Source organism: Mesobacillus sp. ABV4_180 (assembly GCF_056158485.1).
Window position 1 is genome coordinate 2,125,415 of the sequence record NZ_JBSWTJ010000001.1, and the last position, 24,110, is coordinate 2,149,524.

At 38.6% G+C, this 24,110-nt stretch carries 29 protein-coding genes; 25 read left to right on the top strand and 4 right to left on the bottom strand.

Annotation, left to right across the window (positions count from 1 at the left end; genetic code table 11):
- Positions 1 to 31: 31 nt before the first annotated feature.
- The 7 genes from ACXAEA_RS10880 to ACXAEA_RS10910 all read left to right on the top strand — a co-directional run bounded on the left by ACXAEA_RS10880 (position 32) and on the right by ACXAEA_RS10910 (position 4,384).
- On the top strand, positions 32 to 169 hold the full coding sequence (locus ACXAEA_RS10880) for a hypothetical protein (protein WP_475095897.1): 138 nt from the start codon (positions 32 to 34) through the stop codon (positions 167 to 169).
- A 284-nt stretch (positions 170 to 453) separates the two neighbouring features.
- Entirely contained in the window at positions 454 to 894 is a 441-nt protein-coding gene (locus ACXAEA_RS10885; RefSeq protein ID WP_475095898.1) for an aminotransferase yhxA, read from the top strand.
- Positions 895 to 910: 16 nt separating this feature from the next.
- Positions 911 to 1,309 (top strand): DUF350 domain-containing protein, encoded by a 399-nt coding sequence (locus ACXAEA_RS10890; protein ID WP_475095899.1) that lies wholly within the window; start codon positions 911 to 913, stop codon positions 1,307 to 1,309.
- A gap of 15 nt (positions 1,310 to 1,324) precedes the next feature.
- Positions 1,325 to 1,789: an RNA helicase gene (locus ACXAEA_RS10895; protein ID WP_475095900.1), complete on the top strand. Its 465-nt coding sequence runs from the start codon at positions 1,325 to 1,327 to the stop codon at positions 1,787 to 1,789.
- A gap of 10 nt (positions 1,790 to 1,799) precedes the next feature.
- Positions 1,800 to 3,035 carry a glutathionylspermidine synthase family protein gene (locus ACXAEA_RS10900; RefSeq protein ID WP_475095901.1) on the top strand — a complete coding sequence of 412 codons (1,236 nt, stop codon included), beginning with the start codon at positions 1,800 to 1,802 and terminating at the stop codon, positions 3,033 to 3,035.
- Positions 3,036 to 3,047: 12 nt separating this feature from the next.
- Complete coding sequence (locus tag ACXAEA_RS10905; RefSeq protein ID WP_475095902.1) at positions 3,048 to 4,076, top strand: ion channel; 1,029 nt, start codon at positions 3,048 to 3,050, stop codon at positions 4,074 to 4,076.
- Between the two features lie 107 nt (positions 4,077 to 4,183).
- The gene (locus ACXAEA_RS10910) at positions 4,184 to 4,384 is read left to right on the top strand and encodes a cold-shock protein (protein ID WP_204545079.1); all 201 of its coding nucleotides are present in this window, start codon (positions 4,184 to 4,186) and stop codon (positions 4,382 to 4,384) included.
- Between the two features lie 77 nt (positions 4,385 to 4,461).
- On the opposite strand, the gene ACXAEA_RS10915 is transcribed toward ACXAEA_RS10910, so the two are convergent.
- The gene (locus ACXAEA_RS10915) at positions 4,462 to 4,986 is read right to left on the bottom strand and encodes a MerR family transcriptional regulator (protein ID WP_475095903.1); all 525 of its coding nucleotides are present in this window, start codon (positions 4,984 to 4,986) and stop codon (positions 4,462 to 4,464) included.
- A gap of 267 nt (positions 4,987 to 5,253) precedes the next feature.
- Between ACXAEA_RS10915 and ACXAEA_RS10920 the strand changes: the two genes are divergently transcribed.
- From ACXAEA_RS10920 to ACXAEA_RS10945, 6 genes are all read left to right on the top strand, one after another.
- Positions 5,254 to 5,835, top strand: coding sequence for a YdcF family protein (locus ACXAEA_RS10920; protein WP_475095904.1), 582 nt, complete (start codon positions 5,254 to 5,256; stop codon positions 5,833 to 5,835).
- Between the two features lie 33 nt (positions 5,836 to 5,868).
- The gene (locus ACXAEA_RS10925) at positions 5,869 to 6,573 is read left to right on the top strand and encodes a hypothetical protein (RefSeq protein ID WP_475095905.1); all 705 of its coding nucleotides are present in this window, start codon (positions 5,869 to 5,871) and stop codon (positions 6,571 to 6,573) included.
- Between the two features lies 1 nt (position 6,574).
- On the top strand, positions 6,575 to 7,324 hold the full coding sequence (locus tag ACXAEA_RS10930) for a hypothetical protein (RefSeq protein ID WP_475095906.1): 750 nt from the start codon (positions 6,575 to 6,577) through the stop codon (positions 7,322 to 7,324).
- 71 nt (positions 7,325 to 7,395) lie between these two features.
- Positions 7,396 to 7,623 carry a hypothetical protein gene (locus ACXAEA_RS10935; RefSeq protein WP_475095907.1) on the top strand — a complete coding sequence of 76 codons (228 nt, stop codon included), beginning with the start codon at positions 7,396 to 7,398 and terminating at the stop codon, positions 7,621 to 7,623.
- Between the two features lie 114 nt (positions 7,624 to 7,737).
- Positions 7,738 to 8,658 carry a DUF1002 domain-containing protein gene (locus ACXAEA_RS10940; RefSeq protein ID WP_475095908.1) on the top strand — a complete coding sequence of 307 codons (921 nt, stop codon included), beginning with the start codon at positions 7,738 to 7,740 and terminating at the stop codon, positions 8,656 to 8,658.
- Between the two features lie 85 nt (positions 8,659 to 8,743).
- Complete coding sequence (locus ACXAEA_RS10945; protein ID WP_475095909.1) at positions 8,744 to 9,256, top strand: N-acetyltransferase family protein; 513 nt, start codon at positions 8,744 to 8,746, stop codon at positions 9,254 to 9,256.
- 97 nt (positions 9,257 to 9,353) lie between these two features.
- Here the strand turns inward: ACXAEA_RS10945 and ACXAEA_RS10950 are convergent, their stop codons facing one another.
- On the bottom strand, positions 9,354 to 9,914 hold the full coding sequence (locus tag ACXAEA_RS10950; RefSeq protein WP_475095910.1) for a GNAT family N-acetyltransferase: 561 nt from the start codon (positions 9,912 to 9,914) through the stop codon (positions 9,354 to 9,356).
- Positions 9,915 to 10,345: 431 nt separating this feature from the next.
- Here ACXAEA_RS10950 and ACXAEA_RS10955 point away from each other — a divergent pair, with 431 nt between their 5' ends.
- Positions 10,346 to 10,813 carry a GNAT family N-acetyltransferase gene (locus tag ACXAEA_RS10955; protein WP_475095911.1) on the top strand — a complete coding sequence of 156 codons (468 nt, stop codon included), beginning with the start codon at positions 10,346 to 10,348 and terminating at the stop codon, positions 10,811 to 10,813.
- A 162-nt stretch (positions 10,814 to 10,975) separates the two neighbouring features.
- The gene (locus tag ACXAEA_RS10960) at positions 10,976 to 11,482 is read left to right on the top strand and encodes a hypothetical protein (protein WP_475095912.1); all 507 of its coding nucleotides are present in this window, start codon (positions 10,976 to 10,978) and stop codon (positions 11,480 to 11,482) included.
- Positions 11,483 to 11,521: 39 nt separating this feature from the next.
- On the opposite strand, the gene ACXAEA_RS10965 is transcribed toward ACXAEA_RS10960, so the two are convergent.
- Complete coding sequence (locus tag ACXAEA_RS10965) at positions 11,522 to 13,615, bottom strand: peptidoglycan D,D-transpeptidase FtsI family protein (protein WP_475095913.1); 2,094 nt, start codon at positions 13,613 to 13,615, stop codon at positions 11,522 to 11,524.
- Between the two features lie 161 nt (positions 13,616 to 13,776).
- Positions 13,777 to 14,685: a VanW family protein gene (locus ACXAEA_RS10970; RefSeq protein WP_475095914.1), complete on the bottom strand. Its 909-nt coding sequence runs from the start codon at positions 14,683 to 14,685 to the stop codon at positions 13,777 to 13,779.
- A gap of 154 nt (positions 14,686 to 14,839) precedes the next feature.
- Between ACXAEA_RS10970 and ACXAEA_RS10975 the strand changes: the two genes are divergently transcribed.
- The 10 genes from ACXAEA_RS10975 (at position 14,840) to ACXAEA_RS11020 (ending at position 24,041) form a co-directional block, all read left to right on the top strand.
- Positions 14,840 to 15,322: a GNAT family N-acetyltransferase gene (locus ACXAEA_RS10975; protein ID WP_475095915.1), complete on the top strand. Its 483-nt coding sequence runs from the start codon at positions 14,840 to 14,842 to the stop codon at positions 15,320 to 15,322.
- Between the two features lie 164 nt (positions 15,323 to 15,486).
- Positions 15,487 to 15,840: a hypothetical protein gene (locus tag ACXAEA_RS10980; protein ID WP_475095916.1), complete on the top strand. Its 354-nt coding sequence runs from the start codon at positions 15,487 to 15,489 to the stop codon at positions 15,838 to 15,840.
- A 123-nt stretch (positions 15,841 to 15,963) separates the two neighbouring features.
- Positions 15,964 to 16,371, top strand: a complete 408-nt coding sequence (locus ACXAEA_RS10985; protein WP_475095917.1) for a GntR family transcriptional regulator — start codon at positions 15,964 to 15,966, stop codon at positions 16,369 to 16,371.
- A complete protein-coding gene (locus ACXAEA_RS10990; RefSeq protein ID WP_475095918.1) occupies positions 16,346 to 17,245 on the top strand; it encodes an ABC transporter ATP-binding protein in 900 nt (299 codons plus the stop codon). The genes ACXAEA_RS10985 and ACXAEA_RS10990 overlap by 26 nt, the downstream gene beginning before the upstream one ends.
- The gene (locus tag ACXAEA_RS10995; protein ID WP_475095919.1) at positions 17,220 to 19,175 is read left to right on the top strand and encodes a DUF6449 domain-containing protein; all 1,956 of its coding nucleotides are present in this window, start codon (positions 17,220 to 17,222) and stop codon (positions 19,173 to 19,175) included. Before ACXAEA_RS10990 ends, ACXAEA_RS10995 begins: the two co-directional genes overlap by 26 nt.
- A gap of 301 nt (positions 19,176 to 19,476) precedes the next feature.
- Positions 19,477 to 19,998, top strand: a complete 522-nt coding sequence (locus ACXAEA_RS11000) for an RNA polymerase sigma factor (protein WP_475095920.1) — start codon at positions 19,477 to 19,479, stop codon at positions 19,996 to 19,998.
- 102 nt (positions 19,999 to 20,100) lie between these two features.
- Positions 20,101 to 20,799 carry an ABC transporter ATP-binding protein gene (locus tag ACXAEA_RS11005; protein ID WP_475095921.1) on the top strand — a complete coding sequence of 233 codons (699 nt, stop codon included), beginning with the start codon at positions 20,101 to 20,103 and terminating at the stop codon, positions 20,797 to 20,799.
- On the top strand, positions 20,789 to 22,135 hold the full coding sequence (locus tag ACXAEA_RS11010) for an ABC transporter permease (RefSeq protein ID WP_475095922.1): 1,347 nt from the start codon (positions 20,789 to 20,791) through the stop codon (positions 22,133 to 22,135). The genes ACXAEA_RS11005 and ACXAEA_RS11010 overlap by 11 nt, the downstream gene beginning before the upstream one ends.
- Before the next feature lie 170 nt (positions 22,136 to 22,305).
- Positions 22,306 to 23,214 carry an ABC transporter ATP-binding protein gene (locus tag ACXAEA_RS11015; protein WP_475095923.1) on the top strand — a complete coding sequence of 303 codons (909 nt, stop codon included), beginning with the start codon at positions 22,306 to 22,308 and terminating at the stop codon, positions 23,212 to 23,214.
- The gene (locus ACXAEA_RS11020) at positions 23,211 to 24,041 is read left to right on the top strand and encodes an ABC transporter permease subunit (protein WP_475095924.1); all 831 of its coding nucleotides are present in this window, start codon (positions 23,211 to 23,213) and stop codon (positions 24,039 to 24,041) included. Before ACXAEA_RS11015 ends, ACXAEA_RS11020 begins: the two co-directional genes overlap by 4 nt.
- Positions 24,042 to 24,110 lie beyond the last annotated feature (69 nt).

Here is a 24,110-nt window from a genome sequence, read left to right on the forward strand (position 1 = left end):
GTATGTGTAACGAAAAAAGGAGTGATCCAATATGGTCTCAGGAATAGCCACACTTGCAGGATTATGTCTAGTTGAAATCATTTTAGCAAAAATTGCTTTGATCCAAGGAAATAACGAAGAATTTAATTTTGAAGACTTCTTCGACTTGAAGAAAAATGAAAAATCCTGAGCAAACTAATGATCGCTGCCTGTAAAAAGGCAGCAATTTTTATATTAGGGTACCAAAGGTTTAATAAAAAAACCAGCAGGAGACCAGTCCGGAAATGGTCGTCATAAATTTGGAATTAAAATCCGCTGCCTACACAGATACCGAAGGAACATCAAAAATAAAAGAGGAAAGTGATTCAAGAAGACGAATACTATTGTTTGTAGAGGGGGGAATATTGAATATAATTGAAACTTTTTCCTTTCACTCCCGTACATACTATTGTTAAAACGAAAGAGGTGAAACATATGAACAAAACGAAAAAGGTTATGGCAGGGATATCAGCTACTGCATTGATGATGGGCATTGCAGGTTGCAACAACCAGCAGGGTTATCCGGAATCCGAATGGGATCAGGAGGGTTCAGAGCTTGATGAGCAGGAATGGAGCGCAAGCGATGAACAGGATATTCCCCCAATCCCAGAAGGCACTAACTGTTCTGAATGGGAATGGGATGCAGAGGATGGAGTGTGGGAATGCGAAGATACGAATTCTCCATATTTTGGTCACTATTTTTTCGCAGGTATGTTCTTTGCAAACCGCTCGCTTCTCTATAAAAGCAGTGATTATATGAATTACAAAAAGAGCCCTTCATTCAAAGGAGCAAGGCTTGACAGCAAATATAAAAACACAACGCCAAGTGGCAGTTCTGGATTCGGGAGCGGTTCCAGAAGCACGACTGGCGGATAAAAGGAGAGGCTGACTCATGAATCTGTATTTGAACTTTGCTGCTTATCTGGGATTAGGATTGATTTTATTAACTGCTGGGGTAGGTTTATTTGTTCTGGCGACACCAAAAATCAAGGAATTCGAATTAATTGGCAAAAAGAATGTGACGGCCGCTCTTTCTCTCGGAGGGAAGATGCTTGGCCTGGCAATTGTCCTGGGAGCAGCAGCGGAATATTCAGTGTCACTGCTTGATATGGCTATTTGGGGATCCATTGGAATCTTAACACAAATCATTGTGTTCTTCCTTGCTGAAATCATGACTGTACGGTACAGTCTTCAAAAAGCGATTGAAGAAGATAACCGTTCTGTCGGTGTCATTCTCTTCTCGCTTTCCTTGTCTGTTGGCTGGATTGTCGCAAAGAGCCTTTCGTATTAGGAGGGAACAAGCTAAATGAAAAAGCTCACTTATTATATACATGATGGCAAAGGAAATTACAATCCTTTTTATGAGTATTCCATCTCCAATGTTGGAGCAGACGAATTTTATTCCCGACAACTTTGCACCTATTTTATTTTAAAAGGCAGCCAATACGAACTGGTATCTAATGAAATGAACGGGGATGAAGAAATCCTAGTCCTTGAAGCACGGGGCAGGAATAACGCCGTACTGGATGAAAAGAGCTACAGAGGGTTGGGAATTCATGTAGAATTCAGGAGATATCAAGAAAGTGAAAATTATAAGCTTCTTACAGCTGTTCCATGCGGTACCCATTTGGATGTCATTCGCTTTCTGTTAAAAGATATCACCGATGTACCGGGGTATGGCCAAATGACTGTAACATCAACTGAAATTGATGAAGACCGTGGAGTATATGTTCTTTATGTAAAAGAACTTGAAGAAACAGGCAAGGAATAGGAGGCAGCACATGGAGAACTATTCCTGTAAAAGAGGGAAATTTTACAGCAAGATCATAAATTTTTGGGCTGATCTATATGGAGAAGAATATGCCCTGTATGATGTATCTAGTGTGGAGCAAAAGGAAGTTGAGGATATAAGACATTGTACCGAAAGGGCAGGACTGATTTTCTTCAAAATATGTGAACTGTTAAGGAACGTGGATGATCATACGCTAATAGACATGGGGTTTCCAAAAGAAACCCTCACTTTCCTGCGACTTAAGACGTTAAAAACAGAAAGTGTAATCGCAAGGCTGGATTTAGTTAAAACCGAAAATACATATAAATGCATTGAAATTAATTCAGACACTCCAACTTTTATCAAAGAGCTGTTTTTCGTTAATAAACTGGTGGCTGAAGAGTTTGGATTGGAAGATCCAAATAAAGGTATGGAAAGCATGCTGGCGAAAGAGATCAGAGCCAGTGTTACTGAGTCAGCTTTCCGCATCAAAGAAATTGAACCGTATGTGGTTTTCACGGCCCATGAAGACAATATTGAAGACCGCAGTACGGTAATATATCTGCAGGAACTTTACGGACTCCCTTCGAAATTCATCCCACTGCATCTGCTGAGAATTAAGCCACAAGAAGGTCTTTTTGATGATAAAGGCAGAAAAATAGATGTTCTGTACAGACAAACTTTTCCGATAGAAAGTCTGATCTTGGATGAGGATGAACTTGGGAATAAAATTGGTTTACAGCTAATCGATCTGATTGAGAAAAAGAAACTTGCCATAATCAATCCTCCTTCAGCATTTTTGTTGCAAAACAAGTCCTTACAGGCTGTGATTTGGGGATTGCATGAAAGAAAGGATTCATTTTTCACGGAGGAAGAACACAACTGGATTGAACAATACTTCCTGCCGACCTATTTGGAGCCAGAGCCTTTTATTGAGCATCAAATTCCCTATGTAAAAAAGCCGATTTTTGGAAGAGAGGGAGATACAGTCCAGATTTATGGATCGAATGGGGAGCTATTCCTAGAAGAAAAACAAAAGAACTACGAAACGGTCCCAGCCATCTACCAGAAATTCGAAAAACTTCCCCTCGTTAAGTACAAGTCTGCAAAAGGGTACCAGATTGGACATAAACTGATTGGAAGTTTCCTGATTAATGGCAATCCAGCTGCAATCGGGTTTCGTGTAGGAGGAGAAATCACCAACAACCTTTCATGTTATTTGCCTGTTGGGTTAGCTGGAAAGTAAGGGGGGATCTACATGTGGGTATTACAAAAGTTTTTTTCCAAAATGATGAAGTTCAGCCTTTGGAAAATCATTTTGATTGTCATTGCTGTGATTCTGTTCAGCAGTCTGGTTATTAAGACTCTTGAGCCAGAAACGTTTCCAAGATACCTGGACGCTATTTGGTGGACCATGACCACGGTTGTAACAGTCGGATATGGTGATTATTATCCAAGCAGCGACCTGGGCAGGTTATTTACCATGCTTTTGCTCTACACTGTGGGGATTGGGGCAATGGGGATAATCATCGGAAAAATCTTTGAGGGTTTGACTTTATATAAAAAGATGAAGGAGGAAGGGAAGTTGGCTTATAAAGGAAAAGACCATTATATACTTATAGGCTCCTCCAAAGATAAATTAACCAATGTCGTCGATGAAATTCTGAATTCAAATAAAAAATGCGACATCGTAATTGTTGACCATAGCAACGAGTCACCGATCAATCACGACCGGGTTCATTTCGTCAGTGGCAATCCTGCAGAAGAGGAAATCCTGATGCAGGCAAATATTCTTTCATCTAAGTCCGTAGCAGTATTTACTGATGACAAAATTGACCTGCCGGAATATGCTGATGGCAAAACATTGCTGATTGCCTCACGAGTAGAACATATTTCAAAACATCATCAAAAAAACATTTATACGATCGCCGAAATAATGAAGGAAAAGCATATTGCGCTGTTTGAACACGCAAACGTGGACGAATTTATTCTTTCCAATGAATCTGTTTCTAAATTAATGGCACATGCAGCAATTTATCCAGGTTCAAGCAGGCTGTTCAAACAGCTTCTCAGCAATATGGAAGGCGAGAATTTATATGAAATCGAGAAAAAAGATCATTGGATTACCTATAAGGATGCCGCTATGGAGCTATTCGATTTAGGAGCGACACTCATTTCTGATGGCCATGCCCTCGATGTTGCAAGAAGGCATAATGAACAAATTCCAGAAGGTGCCAAAATGTTTGTCATTTGTGATGAAGCAACCCTTAATAAAATTATCGGCTGAACTTTTGTTAAAAATATCCCTTCCCAAGTTTAAAATTTTTTTGGAAGGATATAATAATCACGCAAGGTAATATTGCAATTTTTTTAAATCGCTAGGAGGCAACAATTGTGGAACGTGGTAAGGTAAAATGGTTTAACAGTGAAAAAGGCTTTGGATTCATCGAACGTGAAGGCGGCGAAGATGTATTCGTACACTTCTCAGCAATCCAGGGCGAAGGCTACAAATCTTTAGATGAAGGACAGGAAGTTACATTTGATGTTGAACAAGGCCAGCGTGGCCCGCAAGCGACAAACGTACAGAAAGCCTAAACTAAGGATACCTAAAACAGACTCAAGATTTGGGTCTGTTTTTTTGCGAAAAAAAAACACATCCATGATGTGCGATTTTAAAAGCCAAAAAAGGAACCAATTATGTTTCTCTTTTTGAACTTCCTTAAGGTTGATACTGGTGATAACATCGATTTATTATCCTTTAGGTTCTCTTGTTCCTGCTGAACAGCGGCTTCCTGCAGACTGGAAATTACTTCATTCAGTCTTGCAACCTCATTCTGCAAGTCTTCGATCTCTCTTCGATGCTGAAGAATTTGATAAGAAACTACTTCATCTGCCTTTCTGTTGAGTTTATTTTCTAATTCATTCATGCGTTCCATCAGTTTTTCCATTGCCCCATCCGGCTTTCGTGGTGATACTGTTGCTATTCGTTGCTTTTTCCCCTTAATTTTCAAATCCTGCAATAAGACACCTTTATTTAGCTGTTCTTGAATGTCTTTCAGTATCAAGATACTTTCCTCAGAAAACTGATAATGCCCCAATTCTGTCCGTTCCATTTGAAGGTTCGCCTGCTTAACCCAGCGTTGAATTGTGCTGGGTGATACTCCAAGCATCTTTGCCACTGCGCTAGTATTCATCATGATCCCTCCTTAATTATTATCAATTTTCGCCCATAAATCATTTTTTCCTCTCTCGATGACAAAACTAGTCTGTTTTCGGCAAAGAAAGTGAATAAGCAACAGGATTTCCTGAAAAAAAAGCTGCGTTCAAGAAACGTAGAATTTTAACAAAAAAAATCTCGAATTTTGTAGTAAAGGAATAGATACTAAAAATATTTTTTTGAAAATTTGAAACCTTTTATGGAAATGGATGGTAAGATTATTGTAGTAAACAAAGAGGTGCGTAATATGGACTTAAAAATCATGATTAAAAAGATAATGATTCTAGGTGTTTTAATATCCATGATTTATGTAGGGTTTCTTCATTACAATATAATCAAGCATGCGAAAATGGATGTTCCAAAGAATGCTGATTATATGATTGTGCTTGGCGCTCGTGTCAAAGGTACAGTACCTTCCTTGGCTCTCCAATTCAGAATCGACCATGCTGCAGAATATTTAATACAAAATCCAAAGACAATCGCCATCGCATCTGGAGGCAAGGGCCCAGGTGAAGATATATCCGAAGCTGAGTCGATCAAAAGCGAACTGATGGCATATGGTATCGAGGAGTCAAGAATACTTCTGGAAGATCAATCAACAGACACATATGAAAATATCAGATTCTCTAAAAAGTTAATCCCTAAAGATGCTAAAACAGGCTTACTGGTGACGAATGATTTTCATCTTTTCCGTGCAAAGATGATTGCCAATAACGAGTTGCTGGATTTAAGGGGATTACCTGCTAAAACCCCGATTCAGGCAGTATTCAAGTCCTATACAAGGGAATACCTTGCCTTGACGAAATATTATATTATTAGTGCTTTTTGATAGTAAACTGTTTAAAAAAAGAGGTGGATTGTCATGAGTGCTCCAGAGGTAGTTTTAAATATCCTGACGTGGGCAGTGATCTTGATTTTGACACGCCATTTTTATCAAAAGCAGGATCTGAAACCGAAAATAAGGAAGCTCATCATCATCATTTTTATAGGCTTGTTTTCTTTCTCTATCCATCTTCCATATATGGACCAGCAAATCAAATTGGCGATCCTGCCTCTTGGAGTCTGGATTTTATATGGAATTTATTCTAAGAAGAATGAAGGCATGAGCTGGGAGAAATACAGGAAATTTGCCTGGTTTGGATTTTCTTTAAATTACTTTTTCCTCGCAATGTCGCTGATCATCCCAATCATCCATTCTGGCATCTATCCGAAAGATGAATTAACAACTTATATATCTGATATCTCGGATACGTATCTTATTAAGACCCATCCATCTGCTGGCGAGACAACTTTAGATCAAAAATCACTTCGGAATCAGATAGACAACATGAAAAAAAATCCGATATACAGTGATCAATGGTATCAAGAAACTTTTGAGACGGCAGAGGAACATTCGAAGATGGATGAAAGATTTCCATATCAGCTTGCAGGAGTTAAACCTAGATGGGGAAGCGGTATTCACCCATTGATTTATGTGGAACGTGATGGCAAAGGAATTCTAATTTCGGCTGCCAACGAGCAATTTTACTTCCGTTCGGAGAAATCATTTTTAAAAGGGGGGAAGTAGCTTGTTGTTGAAAAAGAAGTTCCTTGTCTTTGCGGGCATGGTGATCATAGCATTTGGAGCGATAGGCTGGTGGTACTATTTTGCTCCGGCTGAAAAGTTTCCTGACAAGCACGAAGCAATCAACAAAATGATGAAGACATTTCCTGAAGCCAACATTAAAGAAATTCAAAAGGTAGTCTTTCTTGATCAAAAACATGTTTATGTCCCGTTTATTACAAATACAGAGGGTTACGGATTAAGCTTTTGGCAATGGCAGAAGCATGAATGGCAATTTGTAAGTATTGATACGGGCACCACTCCAAGAATCTGGAGAATCGACCCCAAAAATCCAAATTCTCATTTTATCGTTTGGAATTTTCATCCTGACAATCATTTGGAATATCTAACATTTTATTTAATGAAAGACCGCGGCTATTCGATTTCAGATGGAAAGCATCACTATCAGCCGAAAATTCAAATGGATTTCCAAGTGGATATTGAGGAAGAATCGTCATACGGTCACTCTAAGATTCCTGAACAATGGCGTGCTTTTATGCTGTCCGAAGAAAAACTGATTTCCTCTACAGTTCAAAATCAAATGTTTACTGATTTTTTCCCGCCGCCTCAATATCATTTTGGTTGGCGCTCTATGTCAAAGGAAGGAAATGATGATTATCCACCATATCCGAAAGAAAATAACGGATTTGGAACAGGAGATTCTTTGATTGACCATATCATGTATGTAGATAAGCAGGAATTGGATGAGGATTAATCATTGTTTGTTGAAACCTTTATAGAAAAATGGTCGTATATATTATTGTACATTCACAAAGGCGGGGTATTATGGATAATTGGCTGTTTATTTTTATTGCTAACATCATTGGAGGAATTCTTGCATTCTATTTATTAATGTTTCTTTTCTCAGGTACTAATATCGATTCAGCATTTTTTATAGGAATCTTCCTGTTCATTCAGTTAAGCTTCATCACGACCTTAATCTTCAACTTAATGCATCGGGTCCGAAACCTTGAAAAGAAAGCAGAAAAAATGGATGCAGCTGATTCTAATTAATAATGTTTAATTAGTGACATATTTGAAATTCCACTATGATTTTTCATGTGTTGAATCAACACGAAAACGGGTATTGTAATTTAACAATCGTACTTTTAAAAAGGAGAAACCAACATGATTTTAAACCGACTAATGAAACTTGCTGCAGTGTTCAGCTTGCTTGCCATTGCTGTGGGCAGTGCAGCTTTTCCTGCATTCGCTTCAAATGGCAACGATGATGATGCCATAAACGAGAAATATGGCCCGCCAATTATCGTTTATGGGGAAGCTCTTTCCGAAAAACAGAAGGAGGAAGTCAGGGAGTTATTAGGTGTTAATGACCCTGCGAAAGTAAAAGAGATCATCGTCACGGGCAAAGACCTTGTCACCTATATTGACGGAGATGAACATTCCAATATGTATTCATCTGCAAAGATCACAAGAAAGGATACTGGAGAAGGCCTGGTGATCAACCAGGTCACTCCAGAGAATATAACAGAAGTAACAGATGAGATGTATGCTAACGCATTATTAACTGCGGGTATTGAGGATGCAATTGTGGATGTTGCTTCACCTGTCAAGGTTACCGGCCACTCTGCTCTTGTTGGAATTTACAAAGCTTATGATGAGGGTGACGGAACTGCACTTAATAAGGACCGTACTGAAGTGGCGAACCAAGAATTGAATCTGGCAACGAACCTGGCAAAAAAAGAAGGGCTGGATCAGGATAAAGTTAGTGAACTGTTAACTGAAATAAAAAAAGAAATCGCGGAACAAAACCCTGCAACAAAAGAAGAAATCGAGAAAATCATTGATGAAAAGTTAAAGGCCCTGGATATTCAGCTAAGTCCTGAAGACAGACAGCTGCTTGTGGATTTATTCAATAAAATGCGGGACCTGAATATCAACTTTGACAATGTTCAATCCCAGTTAGAAAATTTATCGAATGATATCCAGAAAAGAATCGAAGAAGCGGTTGGTGATAAAGGTTTCCTTCAATCAGTTTCAAACTTCTTTAAAGAATTGTTCGATAGCATAAAGAATATTTTTTCCTAAAACAGAGGTTTTTTCCTCTGTTTTTTTATGAGTAATATATAATGGGAAGAAGTAGAACATTCAGAAAATAACAAGGAGTTTTAAAATGATTATTCGTCAAGCAATAGAAGAGGATGCAGAAAAATTTGCTGTTTTAATTAAAGAGGTAGAAAACAACTCGAAATATATGCTTTTTGGTCCAGGAGAAAGATCGTTTAATCCCAGTGGACAAAGAAAGATGATCCAAGCTATTAAAAATGAAAGCAATTCAACCATCTTCCTTGCTGAAGATGAAGGGGATTTAATCGGCTATTTAATCGCAAAGGGTGGAAATGCGAAGAGAAATAAGCATTCAGCTTATCTTGTGATCGGAATAAAGGAAGGGAATCGCGGAAGGGGAGTCGGAACGAACCTTTTTGAAGAACTATGTAAATGGGCTGAAGCAGCAGAGCTCCACAGACTTGAATTGACCGTAGTAGCTGACAACCATGCAGGCCTTGGATTATATAAAAAAATGGGTTTTGAAATAGAAGGGACCAAGAAAAATTCCTTGTTAATCAATGGTCACTATATGAATGAATTTTATATGTCTAAGATCATTGAAGGATCTCTCCGGTAAGGAGTTCTGTCAGCAGAGCCTTTGCAGCGGACAAAACTCCTTTTGATATAAAATTACTGCAGGATTGCAATTGAAATAAAAAGGATTCTGCTCAATATTAAATATTTTGAACTTCCCATTCTTCTCTTAACAGTCCCATTTTAATGGAATCATAATATTTTCCGTTGTAGAGCCGGCATTTCCTGATGCGGGCTTCTTCGACCATACCCAGTTTTTTTCCGACAGTGAGCATCCTGGAATTCCCAGACCAGGTGGTAAAGCCGATTCTCGGAATTGGAAAGGTTTTAAAAAGATGTTCGATCCATACCTTAAGGGCATCGGTTCCAAAACCTCCATTCCAAAATTCCGGCAGATAAATGACTACCCCAATCTCTAGCCATTGAGAGGATTCATGCTCCCAATAGTACGTTACCATTCCGATAATTTCCTCATCTACTTTAATGAGATATTTTCTGTCATATCCCTGATGAATGAGATTCGTCATCTGTTCCTTGAATTTTTCAAGCTCAATGTGTTTAAGAGGGTAATATGGAGCATCCCATTTCTTCCATTCTGGATGTTCATCATTGTGGATCAGCCCCCACCATAAATCTAAATCTTCTTCTTTTAACTTGCATAATTGGACAAGTTCACCTTCAAGTATTTCAGGTGTCTGCATTTTCCGTACCTCCCTTTTAAAATGAGGTTAGAATCTTATGCATTTATAATTCTCTTCTATTCTAGTATTTCCTGCGTTACCTAAAAAATACAAAAAATAGACAAAAAGAAAAGAGACACTGCACTCAGTGTCCCATTAATTAATTGCTTCATCATCCATAAAAGCATTTTCATTCACTGCGAAGAAATTCAGTCCAGCGGCGATTGCGAAAGCCCCACCTAATAATGCAAATGTTGTAATCATTATGTAATCGCTCCTGTCATTTATTTTTGTTACTTCTATTATTCCCGTATCTAAAACTACTAAACATGTTATTACAGAAAAATGACAAATAAATTAATAAATCACTTTCCACTAGCGAATTTAAAGGATTCTTTCTTTAAAAGAAGAACTAATACACAAATGTACAATTTATTTCTGGAGGAAACCTAATGGAATTAAAGAGTGAAAAATTAACCAAAGAACAAGCTATGGAAATTTTGTCCTGGAAGTATGATCCGCCGTATGACCTTTATAACAACGAAATGAACAATGATTCTATAAATGAACTTCTTGAAGAAAACTACATGGGCGTGTTTGATCAGGCAGGCAAACTAATAGGTTTTTATTGCAGCGGGATTTCTGCGCAAGTGCCAGCGGGAAGGCAGAAGGGTGCATATAATGAGGATGCTGTCGATGTAGGCATCGGCATGAAGCCCGATTTAACAGGGAAGGGTAATGGGTTAAAATTCTTTTCCTTTGTTCTAAAAGAATTGCAAAATTCTTTAACGGATACAAAATTCAGATTAACTGTTGCAGCTTTTAACAAACGCGCGATTACATTGTATGAGAATGTGGGTTTCGAAAAGGATTTTGAGTTTGCTAACGGACTATATACATTTATTACCATGTTAAAGTGATGAAAGTGTAAAGCGTTGTTGCTTTATTGCATGGGGGGACTTTTTTTCAATTTCCTTACTAAATAATTTGAAATTGTTAAATAATCCCTATATAATGAAAAAGCTGTGTGAAATTCAAGTTTCACATCCAGCGATATATATAGATAGAAGGGGAGAAATAAGATGAAAAAGTTTTGGATTTTACTTTCAGCGATCACATTCGCAATCGGTCTGACAGCATGTTCAGCAGAAAAAGAGGCAGAACCTGAAAAGAAGGAAACAGAAGAGGCTGCAGAACCAGCGGCTAATCCTAAGAGCGTTATGTACAAATTCTACATGAGCCTTGTAAGAACAATCAACGAGGCTGATGCTGACCTTAATGCATACGAAGGAGAAGAAGACCCTAAGGCACAGGCTGAATTAAAAGCAGCAGCCAGTGAATCTGCAGCTGCAGTTGCCACAAAGGTAGAAGGTCTTGAAGTTCCTGCAGATTTGAAGGATCAAAAGGCTGACATTGAAGCTGCATTGAAGGACATCGCTGATTCTTACAAAGCCAAGTCTGAAGAGTTGAAGAAAGATGCTCCATCATTAGATGCTGCTAATGAAACATTCGCAAAAGGCGAAGAAAAGCTAGGAGCTGCATTTGAAAGCCTTGAAATGAACAAACCTTTATTATCAAAAGAACTATAATCCACAAAAGAAAAAGCTGTGCCATTGGCACAGCTTTTCTTATTCGGGTTGCTCATTTTCTACCTTTTTATCGCCAGAAGTCTGGTACTTTAGATTGAAATAAGCATCCATCACTGCACGGCCAATCTTTTTATTTGCCCCATGATCAACACTGCCCTGATATGCCCATGGAACCATGACAGCCATCGCAATTTCAGGATTTTCTGAAGGGGCATAGCCAACAAGACTCAAATTCATTGTCTGAACTATTGGATCACCTTTTTTTCTTAGCGGACCATCATAAAATGCTTCTGCCGTACCTGTTTTTCCAGCAGGGGAATAAGATGCATTCCCAAAGTAACGGTAAGCCGTACCGCCTGGCTCCTGCATAACTTTCTTAAAACCAGTATGTACACGGTCAAGCCATTGTTTCTCCATGCCAATCTCATTGAGAACAGTAGGGGGATAGGACATATAAACCGCCCCAAGCTGATCACCATTCACTGCTGGTTCGCGGATTTCCTTAACGATTCTTGGCTGCATCCTGTATCCGCCATTTGCAATCGTTGAAATATATTGTGCCAGCTGCATCGTTGAATACGTATCATACTGCCCGATTACCAAGTCGAGTACTTTACCCATTGGTTGATTGGCTCCTTTTGCTCCAGTTTGTTCGTTTGGCAGGTCAATGCCAGTACGAATACCAAGTCCAAATGAAGCGAAAGAATTGCGAATCTTTTCCCAAACCTGAGGATTCAAGTTCAATGTATCTTCATACCGGTAGACACCGTTGCCAATCTTAATCGCAGTATGGAACATGTAGACGTTAGAAGATAATTTCAAAGCGGTAATGTCGTTAGGACTACCTAAATAACTATAAGACTTTTTGAGAGGGGTGTCCTTAAACTTTAATCCCCGGTCGTCGAATGATTGTCCAGGATGGATTGCCCCAGTTTTATATCCTGTTAAAACAGTCGCTCCCTTTACGACGGAGCCTACATTAAAAGTATTCAGAATGTTACCGAGAGCGTCATCTTCTAAATAGACTTCGTTTGTTTTCTGATCCTTCACGATTCTTTTTCCAGCCATTGTCAAAATTTCACCAGTGTTGGGATCCATAAGCACTACATACGCACGATCAAGCAAACCAGTTCCTGAAGATTTTTTCGCTGCCAATAATTCCTTCTGGATGATTTCCTCAACAGCTTTTTGCAAGTCCATATCGATGCTTAAAATCAAATCCTTGCCTCTTTGTCCTTCTGATACTAGTTCTTTTTCAATTAGCTCTCCAGCTTTATCAGTCACATTGACGACTTTTTCTTTATTCCCTTGGAGGACATCCTCATATTCTAATTCTAGATAACTTTTACCTACACGGTCATTACGAGTGTAGCCTCGGGACATGAAATAATCGATTCGTTCTGCAGGCAGTCCTTCACTGCTGGTGGTTACTTTGCCTAAAACCGGTTTGAAGGTTTCTTCAAATTTATATTCTCTTTCCCAGTCAGTAGTTGCATTCACACCCGGCAGCAAGTCAAGATTCTCGTTAACAAATGCAAATTCTTCTCGTGTGACATTTTCATTCTTAATAATCTGCGGGGTGAATTTATAGCCGCTGTTCATGATCCTGAAAATGGCCAGTTCCTCAATATCCTGCTCAGACAACTGTGCAAGATGCTTATCTGTGATTCTCTTAAGCTGCAATTTATATAAATCTTTGTTCTTAAGCTTTTTTTCATTGAAGAGGGCCATTTCATTTTCTTTAATCAGTTTCTTTGCTTCTTCCGGATGTTTAATGATCCAAAAATCTTTCTTATCCCGTTCGCGAACCTTATCCGTCTTCTGGTTGATGATTTTTGCCAATTTAGCGGCTACCTCTAGCATTTCCTTCTGAGATGCGCCTTCATTAGTGTAAGTGATGGCATTGAGTGGCTTATTATCGACGATCACCTTAAGGTTCCTGTCGAGCATTTTTCCGCGGGGTACCGGGTTATTGACCGTTACATCTTCTTTTCTGTTTATTTCACGTTTATAGTCCTCTCCATGGACAATCTGGACAATCCCAAGTCTGAGCACTAAAAGTGAAAAAAGGACAAATACCGAAAAGAAAAGGATATTGACCCTAAGAGGAGTAGTATTTTTCTTTTTGGGCAAAATTCTCACATCCTATGAAAATATTATTAGCAAAATAATGTGTAAATAGATAGAATAAAAAACCAACTATTACCATAAGTGTACGTAATATTTGTATGAGATGTAAAGGTTTTCCTGGAAAATAAAAAGGAATCCATTCATCTACAGGATTCCTTTTTACCTCATAAGGCTTCTTCTGGAATATTCGTGCTGCTGTCAGTACTTGGAACTTTTCTTTTTTCCAGATTGATTTCATCAGATGAATAAATCATAACAACCATTTTTCCATGATAGGACTTTGCCCGGATTAGTATAGGCTGATTGTACCTGTTTTTAAAGGTGAAATCTGGTCCATACCAGCTGACAGTGGCATCCCGACCAGGAGGAACATAAGGGACTTGTTTACTGTGAGAATATCGTTCCAGGATTTTCATGCCTGAACGGTCAGCAGCATTGTAAAGGGTGGAGGATACCTGGCAAATGCCTCCTCCAATTCCTTCGGATAATTCCCCACGGACAATTATAGGGGCGGGCTGATAGCCCCGGGATGCAGTCCTCTTTCCAACCACCTTGTTAAAGGAGAACGTTTCTCCTGGGAAGACAACATAATTATTGATCGCTTCTGCTGCCAGAGAAATATTATGAGACCGTTCTTTATTGTGGCTATTAAAGTATGTTATGTAATGACCAATCAGCTTAGTACGGATATTGGCGATGATTTCACTGTCTACCTTTGGATAAACAGGCAAGGTTGGCAGTTCAAGCCTGGAATGCTGGTTTTCAAAAAAACTTGCTGTGAAATTTTCCTTGAATTTTCTTTGGTCGAGAATGTAACCGACATCCTCAGGTATAATCCTGCCCAAATCATCCAGACCCGCATTTGAAGGATCTTTCTTTATTTGTAGAAAGAGCTGCTTATTCAAGCTCTCCAACATCGTTTGATTTAGAATCGGGTAACCGAACCATGGAATGGAAAAATCAGAGCGGTGAACCTCTGCAACAGGTTCGTCATTCAATGTAATCGAAATCTCATCATCATAACCAGCAGAATTGGCTGATATGATCAGTCCAAGTATAAGTAAAATCCTCAAGATTTTCACCTCCCGTTTTATTATGGATAAGCTGAGGGGGATTCATGTACTATGAAATAGATGGTGATTATTGGAAGAATATAAAGGAGTTAATAAACTTCTGAAGAATAAGTATTAAGAAATGTACAAAAGTTATTTTGAAAGGGTTAAAAAAATGAATATTTCTTTATCATTACTTACAATGGACGATGCAAATGCGTTGTTTTTATTCGAAAAGGAGAACAAGGATTTTTTTAAAAGGTTTGTACCTCCCAGACCTGATTCATATTTTGAATTTGAACCTTTTCTTTCAATTCTTGAAGAGTTAGTCGATGAACAGGAAAATAAGAAATCCTTCTTCTTTTTAATTAAAAACGATAATGGGGAAATAATCGGTCGGATGAACCTGGTAGATGTCGACTGGGAATCCAAGACAGTAGAAGTCGGATATCGGATTGGTGAGCAATACGGCGGGAGGGGAGCTGCCGCAAGAGGACTTAAATTGGTTATAGCAGAGGCCAGGCGATTGAGCCTGCAAGAACTCCAGGCAAAAACAACGATTTCTAATATTCCTTCCCAAAAAGTTTTAGAAAAATGTCTTTTTGATAAAGTGTACACAGACCAGGATGGTTTTGTTCATTATAGATTAACACTTTAGCCTTATGTTCTAATTTCAATTAACAAAGCACTCTAGATATTTAGAGTGCTTTTTTTCATTGTAAAACCATTTAATGTCATAAAATCATTGTTTTCTGAAAACTATATGTTATAATTTGTGTAAATTTACACTAAATAGATATTTTATCCAATCGGGGGATCGATATGAAAAAGTATATATTTAAAGGTTTTTGGATTTATTTGCTGTGTTCCATCATCATCAATTCAGTGAAAGTTTGGCCATTAAATCATGATCCAGAACTTCTTTCTGTAGATTTGCTGCATCTCATCCCTGCGCTTGTATTCGATGAATTCTCTGATCAGTTCCTTTCCATTAAAGAGGTATTATTGATTCCGATTGCATTCACTGACGGATTTATTGGGGCATTAACGGGAGTTACTCTTGGAATGATCTTGACCAAGGTAAATCTAAAAGGCTTTTTTTATCCACTTTTATTAACTGCTTATATATTTTTTCAGTTTGTATTTTTAAGTTTTATCCCCATATTCGAATCATGATGTATTTCTTAATTTTTCTTAAGAAAATATTAAGAAAATAACATCTATCTTTATGGTAGAGACTGGCATATAATTTAACTGTATTAACAACAATAGTACACTTAGTACAGATAGGGGGTCATTATGTTTGAGCTTGACCTGAGAAGCCGAAAACCAATATACGAACAGCTGGTCGATAAGATGAAAGAACTGATCATCAATAATGTGCTCAAACCTGATGAACAATTGCCTTCGGTCCGTCAGCTGGCACAGCAATTGACTATTAACCCGAATACGATCCAGAAAGCATACAGGGAGCTTGAATTACAGGGATTCATTTATTCGTTAAAAGGGAAGGGCAGCTTTGTCAATCCAACGGACCCTCGTAAGGATTCAGATATAATCATGCAGATGAAACTAGATCTTGAAAAACTGCTGCAGGAAGCATTGTACCTCGGCATAACTGCCGAAGATCTTCATGAACTAATAAGAAATCTAGATGCTTCGAAAGGGGGAAGCGGGCAAAATGATTCAAATGATAGAGATAAATAAAACATTTGAAAAGCATACGGCGCTAAAAAAAGTCAATATGACAATCGACAAAGGGTCGATATATGGATTAATTGGTTCCAATGGTGCTGGTAAAACGACAATCATTAAATTGCTTGCTGGCATTTATAAGCATGATAATGGCCAAGTCCTTATCGATGGGACTGCAATATATGAAAATCAGGCTTTAAAAGAAAAGCTATTCTATATATCCGACCAGCCGTATTTTTTTCCGCAATATACGGTAAAGCAAATGGCACAGTTCTATAAAAGTATATATCCATCATGGAATGAAAATAGATTCCTTAAATTAGCTGAAGTTTTTGAATTCAGCATGAATAAGAAACTACATACTTTTTCAAAAGGAATCCAGAGACAGGCTGCCTTTTGGCTGGCTTTGTCAACTATGCCGGAAATTCTGATCCTTGATGAACCGATGGATGGCCTCGATCCAGTGGCAAGGAAAAAAGTTAAAAACCTGCTTATACAGGATGTAGCGGATCGAGAGATGACCATCTTAATATCTTCACATAATTTACGTGAGATCGAGGATATTTGTGACCATATCGGAATTCTGCATAACGGTTCCCTTCTCATGGAAAAAGACCTTGATGATTTGAAATCTGATATTCATAAGGTACAGGTAGCGTATAAAGGTGAGCCTCCAAATCATTTTGAAGAGAGTTTGAATATGCTTCATTGCGAAAAAAGAGGCAGTGTGATGCTTTGCATCATTAAAGGGAAAGAAGAAGAGATTGAAGAAAAAATCCGTAAGAGCGAGCCAGTTATCTTTGATCTGCTCCCATTGACATTAGAGGAAATATTCATTTATGAAATGGGGGATATCGGATATGCCATCAAAAATATCATTGTTTAACAAAGATATGATTCTCCAGGTAGGAAGAAGCATTGGGTGGATCTCAGTAATTTATTTTCTCGTTATGTTTTTCGCCATCCCGTTAAGGATCATGATGGTCTACTCTGGTGATAATTATCGGGATTTTATGCCAGTACAAAATTTGTTTGATTTCGAGTTCGCTATCCAGTTCATCATGTACATTACAGTACCGATTGTTCTCTCAATCTTTCTCTACAGATTCCTGCATGTTAGGCAGGCAGCAGACATGATGCACAGTCTCCCATTGAAAAGGGATCATATCTACCATTTTTATACCCTAACAGGATTTGTGTTTTTAATCGTGCCAATCATCTTGATTGCGATTGTTACAATATTTATCCATAGTGTATACGATTTGAATCTTTATTTTCAGCTATCGGACATCTTCAATTGGGCTGGAGTTGTCATTCTATACAATGCGGTCTTTTTCATAGCTGGTGTGTTTGTCGCCATGGTTACCGGTATTTCAGTGGTCCAGGGAGTATTGACTTACATTATGCTATTATTTCCGGCTGGCTTTACCCTTTTGGTCATCTATAATCTTGGAATGATGTTGTATGGTTTTCCGAGTGACTATTTTCAGATCAGGAATATAGAATATTTATCTCCCATTTCCCATTTGACGTTAATAGAAAGTCGAGATATATCTGCAAAATCAAGTCTTTTCTATATTCTTTTTGTCTTTGGCTTTTACTTTATCTCTTTATTCATTTACAAGAAAAGAAATATTGAAGCGGCATCAGAGGCAATTGCGTTTAATAGTTTAAAACACATTTTCAAATATGGAGTTACTTTTTGTGTAATGCTGCTCGGAGGCATGTACTTCGATGCTATGCAGAATAAATTTGCCTGGATGTTATTTGGCTATGCTGCAGGCGGGACACTTGGCTACTTTGCAGCCGAAATGGTGCTGCAGAAAACATGGAGAGTGTTCGGAAGGATTCGCGGCCTTGGAATTTACGCGGGCGTTATGGTTCTGCTGATTCTGATTATCCAAACATTTGCACCTTATGAAAAACGAGTTCCTGAACTCGATGAAATAAAGAGTGTAACTTATGCAAATACAATTTTCACTGAAACAGATAAGCAACTTACATCAAAAGCATTGTACGAGCAGGAAAATATTGAAGCTGTCCGTGACCTCCATGAAGAAATCATAAGAAACGCCAAGGTCAATGAAGAGGAAATGAAGTCGCAAGAATTCGCACTCTTTATCTATGAATTAGAGAATGGGAAAAGGATGGTTCGTCAATATAAGATCGACCGTGTTGACTATAAAACCCGTTTGAAAAAAATATACGAATCTCTTGAATACAAGCATGCCAGCGAACCAATTTTTAAAATCCATTCAAATGATGTAACTTCCATTAGAATCATGAATTATAGCAAAGGAAGTACACTTGCTATAACAGAACAAGTGAAAATTAAAGAAGCTATGAAGCTTTTAAAACATGAAGTCGAAAAGGCTCCATTTAAAATCAATGATTATCCAATAGGTAATCAAGCATCAATCGAAATTATTGCAGGAGCCAACAGTTTTACCAATTTAGACTTGAAACAATCTTATTCAGGCTTTTTAAAATGGCTTGAGGATAACGACATGCTAAGTGAAGCCATTGTCGTACCTGACGATCTGGAGTATATCCTTGTCACGAATGAAACGATCGAAGAAGAACAGTTCAAGGAGTATCCTGAGGAGGAAATCATCAACAAAATCAAGAACGATAAAAATGCCCTTAAAGTGACAGAGGTCAGTCAACTTCGAGAAGCCATTGAAACCGCCGGCTATGGCTGGTTCAATGAAGAACCTTATACTGCGATCTTTGTTTATAAATCAGGAAGGCAACACGAAATTCGCACCTTCAATGAACAACATGTACCGGATTTTGTGAAAGAGCATTTTAAATAGGCCCTGTTAAACAAGGATGTTGTTTTTTATACTCTGTTGATTGTAGTGGAAGGCGCGCAGACTCCTGCGGGCGCAGCTGGTCAGATGAGACCCCGCAGGAGCTTGCGACGAGGAGGCTCAGCGCCAGCCCCGCGGAAAGCGAAGCGCCTGGAACGAAAATCAACAATTCAACTTTAACAGAACCTTTAAATAAAGCCGATGAATTCCTGATCTGTTAAAGAGTAACAAATTCTGAATTCAAAAGAAAAAAGATAAAACTTTTTATTAAAAAAGCATGTACGGGTGTCAAGGGGGATGGAACATGGCCTACATTGATTTTGACGAGCTGTATAAAACACACGAGAAAAAGCTTTGTCATATCGCATATAGCATTACAAAAGACAGGCATCTGGCTGAAGATGTTGTCCAGGAAACATTTATCAAGGCTTATAGAAAAATAGAAACAATCGAAGACACTCATAAAATAGGAGCATGGCTGGCGGCTATTGCCGGCAGAACTGCAATCGATTACTTGCGTGCTGAAAAAAGAAGGAAATGGCTGCCTTCGGACCAAAGCGTTATGGAACAGATTTTCAGCGAGCATGACACCGAACATTCGATTGAGAAAGAAGTAGAAATCATCCTTTTCAAAGAAGAAATCCAGCATGTATTGTTCATGCTGACGCAAGAATATCAGCAGGTATTAGTATTACGGCTTCAGTATGGATTAAAAGAAGATGAGATTGCCTGCAAGTTGAACATTAAATCCGGAACAGTCAAAACAAGACTGCATCGGGCAAGAAAACAGTTAAGAAAAGTTATGATAGAAAAATATTCAGCCTAAGATGCGTTATGGCGGTTAGTGACCTAATCGCCTCCTTTTTTCAAAAAAAATAATGGTAAAATATTCAATTAATAGAATTAAATAGAAATTAGAGGTGTCACAATGATTAGTATCAATGATGTTAGCCATCAATTTGAGATGGGAAAAAAAGGGAATAAAACAATCATACCAGTTTTAAAAAATGTATCTTTAGAAGTGAAGGCGGGTGAGATTGTTACGATCGTCGGACGCAGCGGTTCTGGGAAATCGACACTCCTAAATTTAGTCAGCGGATTCATACGGCCAAAGTCAGGTGAAATCATCATTAATGGGATAAACACTTCGACACTCAATGAAACGAAATTTGCTGACTTCAGGATCGAGCACCTTGGATTCATTTTTCAGAGCTTTCAACTGATCCCAAGTATGACAGCCTATCAAAATATTGAGCTTCCCCTCATTTTAAAGGGAATAAAAGAATCGGAAAGAAAAATCAGGACTAATGAGTTGTTGAAAATGGCAGGTTTATCTGATTACATGGACCACTATCCAGGAGAGTTATCAGGCGGGCAACAGCAGCGGGTAAGTATAGCAAGGGCGTTAATAGTAAATCCGCCCATCATACTTGCAGATGAACCTACAGGCAGCCTGGATTCAGAAACAGAAGAAGAATTGCTGAAGTTCATTCAAAAGCTAAATAAAGAGCTGGGAATAACATTCCTCATCATTACTCATGATGAAAAGGTTGCCCGAATAGGAAACCGAACAATTGAACTAAGAGATGGCCGTGTTTTAGAGGAGGTATATTCACATGAGGCTTAAAGATCAGTTTCGCTTTGTAAGGCAGAACATGAAGAAAAACAGAACGAGGCTATTTATGACCATTCTCGCGACTGCCATGAGCGTAGCCTTTTTAATTGTACTGGCGTCTGTAGGGTTCGGACTTCATAAATCCATAGTAAAAGACACTCTGGAAAGACGGATCGTTACAGAGATTGAAGTCCCAGGAAAAGAAGATGCTGAAGGGGGGTTCAGGCAGCTAACGGACCAGGACATTTCATACTTCGAGGAAATCAAGGATGTTAAAGCTGTAACAAGGCGGAAAAGTCTTCAAGATTATTTGTTTGAAATTGGCGACCATCAGGTATCGTCTCATGCTGTTGTTGCTCATATGCCATCAGAGACGAAGGCTGGGCTTGAATTAGCGGAAGGACGTCTGCCAAAAGAGGATAATGAAGTGATTGTTGGCTATCATTTCGTACAGGATCTCCAACCAAAGACAGCAAAGCAGGAGGAAATCTATGACGAGCGCGGCCATATAAAAGAAGAATTCCGTTTTAAAGGAGACTTGATCGGCAAGACAATTACTATGAATGTCATAAAATTTGAAGATGGAAAAGAGGTAAAGCAACCATTGGAAGTAAAGATCGTTGGAATCCGTAAACAGCCAACGAAGGATTGGGTTTATGACAGTGTGGTATTTGTGTCAGAAGGTATTCTCAAACAGGTTGAAGAATTCACAGGTACTCCAAGAGGCATTGTGAAGGACCCGAATAATCCTGATATGGATCTTCCAGCCATTTCAAACGATCAATACGACCAGGTGAAACTATATGCCAGGAATATGGAATCGGTAGAAGCGATCACCAAGGAATTAGAAGCCAACAATTACCCTTCCTATTCTGTCATCAATGAATTAAAAGATGTGAATATGATGTTTACCATCGTAAAGGCAGGTTTGATCTTTATCGGCACGATCGCCATTTTGATTGCGTCCATCGGTATATACAATACAATGACCATGGCAGTAACCGAGAGGGCACCTGATATCGGGATCATGAAAGCGATTGGAGCAAACCCCAAAACCATTAAGAAGATATTCCTGCTTGAAAGCAGTTATATTGGATTCATAGGTGCTGCGATTGGAACGATTGTAGCCTATGCAATCAGTTTTATCGTCAATTTTGGCCTGCCACTGATCATTAAACAGGCTTTTGGAGAAGAACCCCCCGAAGGATTAATGTTCAGTTATATACCTTTCACATTGCCAATCATAAGTTTTTTAATCTGTTACCTCGTAACCATTCTGTCTGGCCTGCGTCCTGCACAAAGAGCGACTAAGGTCGATGTACTACAGGCAATGAGAAGAGAAGTTTAAAGTCATAACAAGAACCAGCCATCAGACTGGTTCTTGTTTATTTTTACCTTTATATGAAGAATTTCCTATTCACTAACAAGTATTGTTGCTAAAATCATTTTAGATATTCTTGAACGATTATTAGATATCCACCGTCATATTATAGAATGATTTTATCGGGAGGGCAGTAAATGGCAAATAAAATGATCGAACTGGATAAAGTATCGAAGCAATTTGCACAACAAAAAGTACTTAATGATGTCTCGATGACCGTTGGGGAGGGGGAAATCATAGGCCTTCTTGGCCCAAACGGTTCAGGGAAAACGACGATGATCCGCCTTATGAATGGAGTTATAAATCCAACAGGAGGTAAAATAACGGTTCTCGGAATGGACCCCCAGAAACAGGGAGATGCAGTTCGTCAAGCAAGTGGCATTCTTACAGAAAATGCTGGTTTGTATCATGAAATGTCTGGTTATGACAATCTGGTTTTCTTCTCAAAGCTTTACGGACATTATGATAAAAAACAGATTGTTAATCTTCTTGCAGAATTCGACCTTGCAGAGCACCAGAATAAAAAAGTGGGTACATACAGCACCGGGATGAAGCGAAGACTCGGTATCATCAAGGCAATCATTCACAAACCAAAGCTGCTTTTCCTTGACGAGCCAACAAATGGTTTGGATCCTGAAGGTATTAAATTGGTGTTGAAATTTATCAAAGATCTAAATAAACGTGAAGGTACGACGATTTTTTTGTGTTCACATATTTTGCATCAATTAGAGGATGTATGTAAACGCTATTTTTTCCTCAACGGAGGTAAAATTATCGATTCTGGAACGATGAGAGAATTGCAGCAGAAGCATGTGAAACAAATCAAACTAAAAGTAAAGACCGGCCTGGTTCCGAAAGGGTCCCAATGGGAGGGATATCCCGTGTTCATTAAAGATCAGAATTCATTGCAATTCACGTTGCCTTCCACGGCACATATTTCACCACTTCTGGAAAAAATCCTTAAAGATTCATGGGTTCACCATGTCGAGATTGAAAATAATGATTTAGAATCCTTATACTTCAAGATTAGGGGGGGAAAGCAGTGAATAGAAAGTTAATCTGGCTGATTGCTGAAAAAGATATCAAGGGAATAACGAGTTCCACTCAGGTTTGGCTTGGCCTTGTATTATTGCCCTTGATTTTTTCAGTTATTTTCCCCCTTGCCTTTATCGTTTTAATAAATAAAATCTCACTGTCGTCACCTGAGTTGGTTGAATTAGTTAATAACGTTATGAGAGGGCTGAAGGAAACGAAAAGCGGGGAATTAATCAGCAGCCTGCCAAGTATAAAACATCAAATCATTTATGTAGTAGTAAATTATCTGCTCGGGTCTATTTTTTTACTGATTCCAACTTTAAATGCCATGATGATATCCCTGCATAGTTTTGTTGGAGAAAAAGAAAGACGAACAATGGAATCTTTATTGTTTTCTCCAATTTCAGTAAAAGAATTATTCACCGGCAAGGTTCTAGCGGCATTTATTCCGGCAATCGCCATAACATGGATAAGCTTTTTTCTTTTTGGTATTATCACAATTAGTTTGACCTATAACATGTTTGGCTTCATGATCTTTCCCAACACAAACTGGATCATTCTAATGCTTTGGGTTGTACCAGTGATCACCATCCTGACAATCCTTGTAAATGTTTTCGTTTCTGCAAGGTCAAAAGGGTTCCAGGAAGCACAGCAGCTGGGGGGAATTCTTATCCTTCCAATCATGGGACTCTTCATAGGACAGGCGACGGGATTCCTGATCATCAATCCGCTCCTGCTTGTTTTAATTGGAGTTGTAATCCTGATTCTGAACTTCATCCTCCTTAGGTTGATGACAAAGTACAATGATCGCAATACCCTCTTTGAAAAACAAATATAAATAATTATGTTTGCAAACGGTGGATCATGAAAAATGCATAGATTCTCTGCCATTGGAAAAATCTAATCC